Annotated in this window: 15 protein-coding genes; 2 read left to right on the top strand and 13 right to left on the bottom strand. The window is 37.8% G+C overall.

The window, feature by feature from the left end:
* Positions 1-94 precede the first annotated feature (94 nt).
* Positions 95-355 carry a hypothetical protein gene (locus tag M7Q83_RS13615; RefSeq protein ID WP_298340003.1) on the top strand — a complete coding sequence of 87 codons (261 nt, stop codon included), beginning with the start codon at positions 95-97 and terminating at the stop codon, positions 353-355.
* 83 nt (positions 356-438) lie between these two features.
* Positions 439-771 carry a hypothetical protein gene (locus tag M7Q83_RS13610; protein WP_298340000.1) on the top strand — a complete coding sequence of 111 codons (333 nt, stop codon included), beginning with the start codon at positions 439-441 and terminating at the stop codon, positions 769-771.
* A gap of 262 nt (positions 772-1033) precedes the next feature.
* Here M7Q83_RS13610 and M7Q83_RS13605 read toward each other — a convergent pair whose 3' ends face one another.
* From M7Q83_RS13605 to M7Q83_RS13545, 13 genes are all read right to left on the bottom strand, one after another.
* Positions 1034-1678 (bottom strand): DNA cytosine methyltransferase, encoded by a 645-nt coding sequence (locus M7Q83_RS13605; protein WP_298339996.1) that lies wholly within the window; start codon positions 1676-1678, stop codon positions 1034-1036.
* Positions 1665-2426 (bottom strand): DUF5131 family protein, encoded by a 762-nt coding sequence (locus M7Q83_RS13600; protein WP_298339993.1) that lies wholly within the window; start codon positions 2424-2426, stop codon positions 1665-1667. The genes M7Q83_RS13605 and M7Q83_RS13600 overlap by 14 nt, the downstream gene beginning before the upstream one ends.
* Positions 2423-2704: a hypothetical protein gene (locus M7Q83_RS13595; RefSeq protein WP_298339990.1), complete on the bottom strand. Its 282-nt coding sequence runs from the start codon at positions 2702-2704 to the stop codon at positions 2423-2425. Before M7Q83_RS13595 ends, M7Q83_RS13600 begins: the two co-directional genes overlap by 4 nt.
* Positions 2701-2907, bottom strand: a complete 207-nt coding sequence (locus M7Q83_RS13590) for a hypothetical protein (protein ID WP_298339987.1) — start codon at positions 2905-2907, stop codon at positions 2701-2703. The genes M7Q83_RS13595 and M7Q83_RS13590 overlap by 4 nt, the downstream gene beginning before the upstream one ends.
* Before the next feature lie 2 nt (positions 2908-2909).
* Positions 2910-3086, bottom strand: coding sequence for a hypothetical protein (locus M7Q83_RS13585; protein ID WP_298339985.1), 177 nt, complete (start codon positions 3084-3086; stop codon positions 2910-2912).
* Positions 3083-3574 carry a hypothetical protein gene (locus tag M7Q83_RS13580; RefSeq protein WP_298339982.1) on the bottom strand — a complete coding sequence of 164 codons (492 nt, stop codon included), beginning with the start codon at positions 3572-3574 and terminating at the stop codon, positions 3083-3085. The genes M7Q83_RS13585 and M7Q83_RS13580 overlap by 4 nt, the downstream gene beginning before the upstream one ends.
* Before the next feature lie 167 nt (positions 3575-3741).
* A complete protein-coding gene (locus M7Q83_RS13575; RefSeq protein WP_298339978.1) occupies positions 3742-3942 on the bottom strand; it encodes a hypothetical protein in 201 nt (66 codons plus the stop codon).
* Between the two features lie 200 nt (positions 3943-4142).
* Complete coding sequence (locus tag M7Q83_RS13570; RefSeq protein WP_298339975.1) at positions 4143-4394, bottom strand: hypothetical protein; 252 nt, start codon at positions 4392-4394, stop codon at positions 4143-4145.
* 4 nt (positions 4395-4398) lie between these two features.
* Positions 4399-5565, bottom strand: a complete 1167-nt coding sequence (locus M7Q83_RS13565) for an RtcB family protein (protein WP_298339972.1) — start codon at positions 5563-5565, stop codon at positions 4399-4401.
* Positions 5562-5780 (bottom strand): hypothetical protein, encoded by a 219-nt coding sequence (locus M7Q83_RS13560; protein ID WP_298339969.1) that lies wholly within the window; start codon positions 5778-5780, stop codon positions 5562-5564. Before M7Q83_RS13560 ends, M7Q83_RS13565 begins: the two co-directional genes overlap by 4 nt.
* Before the next feature lie 301 nt (positions 5781-6081).
* Positions 6082-6393 (bottom strand): hypothetical protein, encoded by a 312-nt coding sequence (locus M7Q83_RS13555; protein ID WP_298339966.1) that lies wholly within the window; start codon positions 6391-6393, stop codon positions 6082-6084.
* Positions 6394-6488: 95 nt separating this feature from the next.
* The gene (locus M7Q83_RS13550) at positions 6489-6863 is read right to left on the bottom strand and encodes a hypothetical protein (RefSeq protein WP_298339963.1); all 375 of its coding nucleotides are present in this window, start codon (positions 6861-6863) and stop codon (positions 6489-6491) included.
* The coding region (locus M7Q83_RS13545; protein WP_298339960.1) for a hypothetical protein at positions 6835-7251 on the bottom strand (417 nt) is incomplete at its 5' end. The genes M7Q83_RS13545 and M7Q83_RS13550, both read right to left, overlap by 29 nt.

Genomic DNA, 7251 nt, shown 5'->3' with positions numbered 1-7251 from the left:
ACAATAACCGCACCTGATACGACAACAACATATACGGGTTTTGCACTCATCATAGGAATGTGAATATTTTTATACTTTCTCACATTATTAAATTATGCAGTCAAAGGAAGAACTTATAAAAAATTATCAGGAGAAAATAAATTATATCGAGGATCAGATACGGGATATTGAGGCACATATTAGAAGGCTTGACGCTTTTGAAATGTCTGAAATGAGAAGAAATTTGCCTAATCAATATAAAAATTCACTGCACACAGCAGTTTCAAAGGCAAAGAGTGATGCAGGAATAGTAAAAAATAAGGCTGTGGATCTTTCAAGAACATTAAAAAGCAAGATCCATTCACTTACAAAATAACCTGAAAAGATTTAATAGCATTACAGTGTTTTATTACTATGGTTAGTGATAATTTTGATTACAATGAACGATTAAGAAGAAGAATGGAGAAGCAGGCCAATGGAATGGTAAAACGTGTAAATTTTTCCAGTGGTGTCAGGCAGGGTCAGGAAAATACCAGCAGGAAGCAGAATAACGTAAGCAGGATAGACATGGAATTACGGAAAATGTTTCCGCGTGTCAGCATGAATGGTGAGACATTGTATGCCACTACGCCCTTTACCCTAACCATTAATAATGTAAGTATTTCAGACATATACTCTGCTGATGTGATGAGTGATGAGGTTATCTGCTTTTATACGACAAGTAGAACCTCTGTCTGTGTATTCAGAAATTCAATAAGAAATATGTATCCTGGCAATGTCAGGAGATTATAGATTGCTTAAACTATACATAAATGCGAAGAAACAATCTATAATGTAAGAATAGAAGTGGTATTTAAGTATATCCATAGTTTTTATTTCTCACTGGCCTCTGTCTTTGCACCACAGAAAGGGCAGTAACTTACTGGAAAATTGCCGAATGGGTAATTACCAGATACATCAGTCATAATGACTGTATATCCATCGACTTCAAAATATCTAACCCATAATCTGATCCATTCACAGCATGGTTCTATTGTTCCTGATCTTGTTACTTTCATTCCATTACCTCTTTGCTAATTATCTCTCTCACAACTTGAGGCACAACCCCATTTCCTATCAGGTTGTATCTGCAATTATCTGATAATTCAATCGTTTCTCCTTTTTCATTAATTCCATATTTTGTCCAGTTGTCTTCCCAGCCCATTAATCGTTCACATTCTAAGGGTGTCAAATAACGAATGTCCATGCCATCAAATACTCCGTTCCTCGATGAGACTCTATTTGTAAATGCAGGGAAATTACCCCAGAAATATCTTGACCCTATATGCATGCGTGCCTTTCCCATATACTTTTGAGCACCCACAACATTCTCAATTATATAATATTTTGCTGAGGTAAGAGCCACTATCTCATATACACGGTTAAATAGTTCCATTGCACTGGGAATATTGGGAGGATAAAGTTTAACTGCTGTCCATGTTGGAGGAAAAGAGGCTTTAGAGAAATCAGTGCAGGGAGGACTTGCAACGATTACATCAGCATGTGGAAAATCATTGTAGGTAAGAAGATCCGCCTTTATGAATTTCCCAGGATATGACTCTGAGAAATCAATAATATCATATCCTGTAACATCATGGCCAGTGTCCTTTAACCCTCTTGCCCATCCACCTAATCCACAGTAAAGATCAATGACTTTCACTTAAAACCACCTTTGGGAACTCCCTCAATCTCAAGTCCTCAGGGAAATCTTCTATATTGCCACCTGGCCTGAATCCTCCCAGCTGTTTCATCCATACTGCTATGCCCTGTTCCTTTGCCTGTCCTATAAGATTCCTTGCCCATTCTATTTCCATTGGCCTGTGATGTGAACCTGATTCACCACCAATGATGATCCAGTCAATGCCGTTTAGATCTACTTTGCCTACATCCCCGATTAGTGGCTCAAAACTGACAAACATGGTGCTTGGCAATTTTGGATCCTCATTCTTTAGGTAAAGCAGTTCATTAATCCTGCTTGCATACTGCCTCATCTCGACTGATACGCCTAACCATAAATTAGATGGCAGCCAGTAATCATACTGGTGATCTCCTCCCCTCAATGTGTAACCGTGATAATGCAGAAAATCCCTTATTCTTTCTGGTCTCTTTGTAAGAACCTGAAATATAACATCTGGTCTGGATTTGATCGCATCAACCACTTCTTCTATGAATGAGAATGGCACCTTGCCATGAAATAGATCACTCATTGAATTGACAAATACCTTACTGCCTGACGGTAATTTCTTTACCTGTCTAAGCTTTTCAGGATGCAGCACCACATCAAATGATCGCTTCCATCTCTTTGACCATGCTTCTGCATAGCAGTTCTGGCATCCTGGAGACACCTTATTACATCCTGAAACAGGATTCCACGTGTAATCAGTCCAGCTTATGCCAGTCTGGTTCATTCTTTCACCTCATGCTCACTGTCATATAGGATGTTTTCTAATTCCCATTCTCCCTGATAAATACTGCAAGAAAATATGCTGATTATATCCACAGGATTTATCCCCTCTACTATGGAATTATGATTTGTATCATAAAGAATAAAACCATTTTCATTTTTATCAAATGTTTTAGCATGGATATGCATTTTATTATTTCTTAAAATACTGAAACCGTAATATCTATCAGATTTAAGTTCTCTGTTTTTGCATTTCTCTATAAATTTGCTGATATTTTTCATTCCCTCACCTTTACCTCATTGAGTTCACATTCCAGGATTGCATATTCCTCATCATCCACCCACCATCCATCCTGCACTGTATCAGGATTTCTCTCTGCATGCCATTTTTCCCATGCTTCCTTTACCTTTTCTGGTGAGGAAAATACGCCTAATACCCATCGATCTTCAACTTCCTGTGCATAGAGGACATATACTTTTGTCATGTTTAATCTACCTCTTCTTTAAGTTTTGCCATTCCAAGATCAATCAGATATGATAACCAGCCAATAGAAGAGTATGCAGCTGGATTGTTTTTCTTCATCTCTGCATCTTTCATCTCCATTGCCTTGTTAAAGATATCTCTCTGTATTCGTGCCGCTGCTGATTTCTCCTCTGTTCTCATCTCATTTCACCCCTGTATTCAAGCATGAGATGGCTATTTTCAACCTGTTCACTAATCAGATCCCATACAGTTACCCTTGTTCCATCAGGTGCCGTTGTAACTATATCAGACAAGAACTCTTTTTCTACTGAATTTAACCCAAAACTGACTGCTTCTAACTTTGCTTTTATCCAGTGAAATAACAGTCTCATTGACTGTGCCCAGTTTGCCATGTCAGTTTTAACATATTTACCCTCCTTAGGATCCCAGGTTCTTCTCTGTGCAGCGAACATAGGTGGTTTTACTCTTACTGCAATTTTGTGAATTGATTGATCTTCCTGCTTTTTGTATTCAATTATGAAATCTAACTGGATTCTCTCCATTTTGTAGTCTATCTGCCAGTTTATCTGTTCTACTCCATACTTCCTCAGCAGGTTTGTAATGTCTAACTGTGATTTGTCAGCATTTACCCCTGTATCCTTGTAAGGAGCTGGTGTCTCTTTAAGCATTTAAAACCACCTCAATTAACTCCTTTGACGTAAGGTCGATATTGCAGTTATAACAATGAAAGCCTAAAATTGGCCTGTTATCATCATCAAATCCTACAATATCATCATATTCTAATCCACTATTGCTTTTACACTTCGGACATCTCAAATTATCTATTAAACTCATATTATTTCACCTCTCTTTCAAGCACTATCTTCTTTCCACAGTAAGGGCAGAACTCAATCTGTTTACCCTTAAAAAATACCTTTTTACCATCTGTTGTTATTGCCCCAGAATAGATATATCCATCACCAAATACATCCTCCTGAAATGCATAACAGCAAAAATCACCAGCAGTAAACTCCCAGCGTGATGGTTGTATTTTCATTTATACATCTCCTGATTCACTTTTAACCACATTCTCAAGTGATTACCTAATAACAAGCCGTCCAAAAAAAGAATAAATGGATATGGTAATGATTTGCCACAGTTCTTTACGACTTCATCATTTAGTGAATCATAAATCAACATATTCACGGTTTGTTCGACAATAACATCATCCCATGCTCTTACTGGCAATACGACCATTTATCCACCCCCATAAACATAGACAAGTTCATTGTCTTTCAATTCCCTCAACTTACATCGAAGACAATCTATATTACCCTCAATTACACCATATTCACGACAATTTTTATCACCAACACAATCATCTATAAATAAATAAGTAGATAACTCTTTCATGATAATTTTTATGGCTTCTTCCTTGTCTTCGGCTTTTACAACAATAAGTCCAGGAGTATAATCCCGTAGCACATCCTCTGCAACAAACGTTTTCATTTCTTCACCCCTTTACAACTCCCAGTGGAGTTAATTTCACAAGTATATCTACAAGATCTTCCTGTTGCTGCATGACCTGATCTATGTCCTTGTAACAGGATGGTGCCTCATCAAGTGCCTGCTGGGAGTTCATATTGTTGTATATTCCTTTCATTTTCTCCTGTTCCTCACTGAGATTTAGTTTCCTGACTGCTTCCTTTCTTCCCATAACTCTTCCTGCACCGTGTGAACAGGTCATAAAGGATTCCTTGTTTCCCTTTCCCTCTACGATGTAAGAGGATGTCCCCTGTGAACCTGCAATTATACCCTTAATACCTGGAAATGCAGGGACAGCACCCTTTCTGTGTATCCAGAGTGATTTACCGAAATGCCCCTCCCGTTCAACGAAGTTATGATCTATTCTCACCAGATCAAGTATTTTAGTTCCAGGTATGACTTCCTGGAAATCCTTGATAAAGTCCTGCATCATCAAACCACGTGAGATATTTGCATATACCACGCAGTATTGCATTTCCATTATGTAGTTTATTCCAATTGGGCTTTTTTCAAGTAAAAATGGCAGCTCTGCATCCACAGTATTCTTTAGATAATGTTCTTCATTATCTGCAATAGCCATTTTGTTGTAGAATGTTCCTACCTTGTTTCCTATTCCCCTGCTGCCAGAGTGTAGCATCAACCAGACATATCCATCTGATCCTGCATCCATCTCAATAAAGTGGTTTCCACCACCCAGTGTCCCAAGCTGATACATTGATTTCTCATATTCAGCATTGACTATTGAATTGTCATTCAGGTTGTCTTTCATTTGTTCCAGGACATTGTTTTCCCTTTTTTCCTTGTGCTGGGAGAATCCAACAGGTATATCCCTTTCAACCCTCTTCATAATATCTTCAACGATATGATACTTCATCACATCGGCCTTTAAATCAGTCTTTACTGCAATCATACCACAGTTGATATCCACACCAACGGCATTAGGAATTATAACATCCTGTGTTGCCAGAACTGCCCCTATTGGCATACCATACCCTGCATGGCTATCAGGCATTATTGCAATATGCCTGTAAGAATAAGGCATATTTGCCAGATTCTTAGCCTGCTGCATGGCACTGTCTTCAATACTCTCAGCCCACATTTTTATGGGTATTCTTTCAGTCGTTATCGCTTTCATTCTTTCACCTCTTTAATTTTCCTGACAAACTTAAATAGGTTGTCTGTCTCTGTTTTGTTCAGGACTATCAGGATATCTTCCTCATCTACTCCATTTACTTTAATCCTTAATGCCATACGACCATCGCTATTGTACGAAAACTGAATACTATATGAGTCAGAATATGCATCTACATTTTCTTTCGCTACTTCCATTTTTCTTGCTATTATTTCCATTTATTCCACCTCTTCGGCAATCTCAAATATTTCCTCATCTGATATGGGAATACCACAATGTTCCCATACCTGCTTTATTTCATCCAGTGTTTCCTGGAGGATTGCTATCATTAATCATCATCTCCAGAGTTCCAGATAATTACGGCTTTTTGCTCTGCTTTAGGATGGCAGATGTGTGGGCCTACGTGATCTTCTTCAAGATCACAGAAAAACTCAGTTCCACTTATTGTATAAGATGATTTGCAACTATAATCCTCTGGCGGATCCCACCATGCCGGATTGTTGACTCTGCTGCCGAACATCAGTTCACCCCTTTTACATATTCAGAAAGAACACCAGAATATTTGCCTGTTACAAACAATGTAGGAGAGATTTGCCTAAAACATATTTCATTTTTTTGGATATATGAAAGATCATAGCCAACTCTCTCCATGAACGACATCATTTCCAGTAAATCGCTACCAGTTATGTAATCGTAGTAAACAACTACTTCCTCTAACTTATCCTCACTACACATTATGTGTGATATCCTTAGCTTATACTCCTTACCGTTTAAGCGGAAGATATCATTTACAAAATTTAACCCATTCGTGTTTAAAACATCTTTGTTCATATTTACCTCATAATGATATAAAGTAAGTATATATAAACGTTGTGATTACGTTGTTTCAACGTTGTAATAGACTAATATAATAGAAGAGTTGAGGATTACTTTAGAAGTTCATCAGGAGTTTTAGGGATCCATCCTGCTGGAGTTCTCAACGTCATGTTAAATTTCCATCTGTTCTTTTCCTTGTAATAATAAACCACTACCTGCTCAGGATTTTTTGTAAGTGGGAATTTGAGTTTGTCAGCTATTTTTCTTATATGGGCATCGTATGTTGTGCCAGAGCATACCTGAAATAACACTACCCTGTTGTTCTTCATAGAGATTATATCCCATGCTCCAAAAAGATCAGAACGGTTTGATATTATTGCACCATTAGGCAGGTGCTTTATACTAAAAAGGGATCTCTGTGAGATCCAACCATATTCAGAGAGCAATTCTAAAAATTTAATTTCCAGGTCTCTTAGATCCTTCATCTGTCTCAGGCTTCTTGAATGTTGAATTTATGGCTTCCTGTATGCCTGACGTTTTTGTTCCCTTTGTATCAGGCCCGAACTCTGCACCGTTGTTCTTCTTCATTGTTTTCTTCCCTACTGGAGACACTGAATGTGATGATTTATGTGATGCAAGGAGCATCTGTGATTTGAGATCTATATTCTTTGCCTTTAGGAAATCTATATAGGATTTTGCCACATCATACGCACCCTCATCTATGAGCTCCTGCACAATTGAATGTTTTTCTGATTGTTGTGATCTAAGGCCGTCTAAAATATCTGTAATTATTCCTACGTTTAGGAATAGTTTATCGATCTTGTCATATATTGTTAGTAAATTAGATGAAATTTTATCCATGTTATCCCTCTT

Source organism: Ferrimicrobium sp., from assembly GCF_027364955.1.
GTDB lineage: Bacteria > Actinomycetota > Acidimicrobiia > Acidimicrobiales > Acidimicrobiaceae > Ferrimicrobium.
Note: the sequence above shows the minus strand (reverse complement) of the source record. Positions and strands in the feature narration are given on the sequence as shown.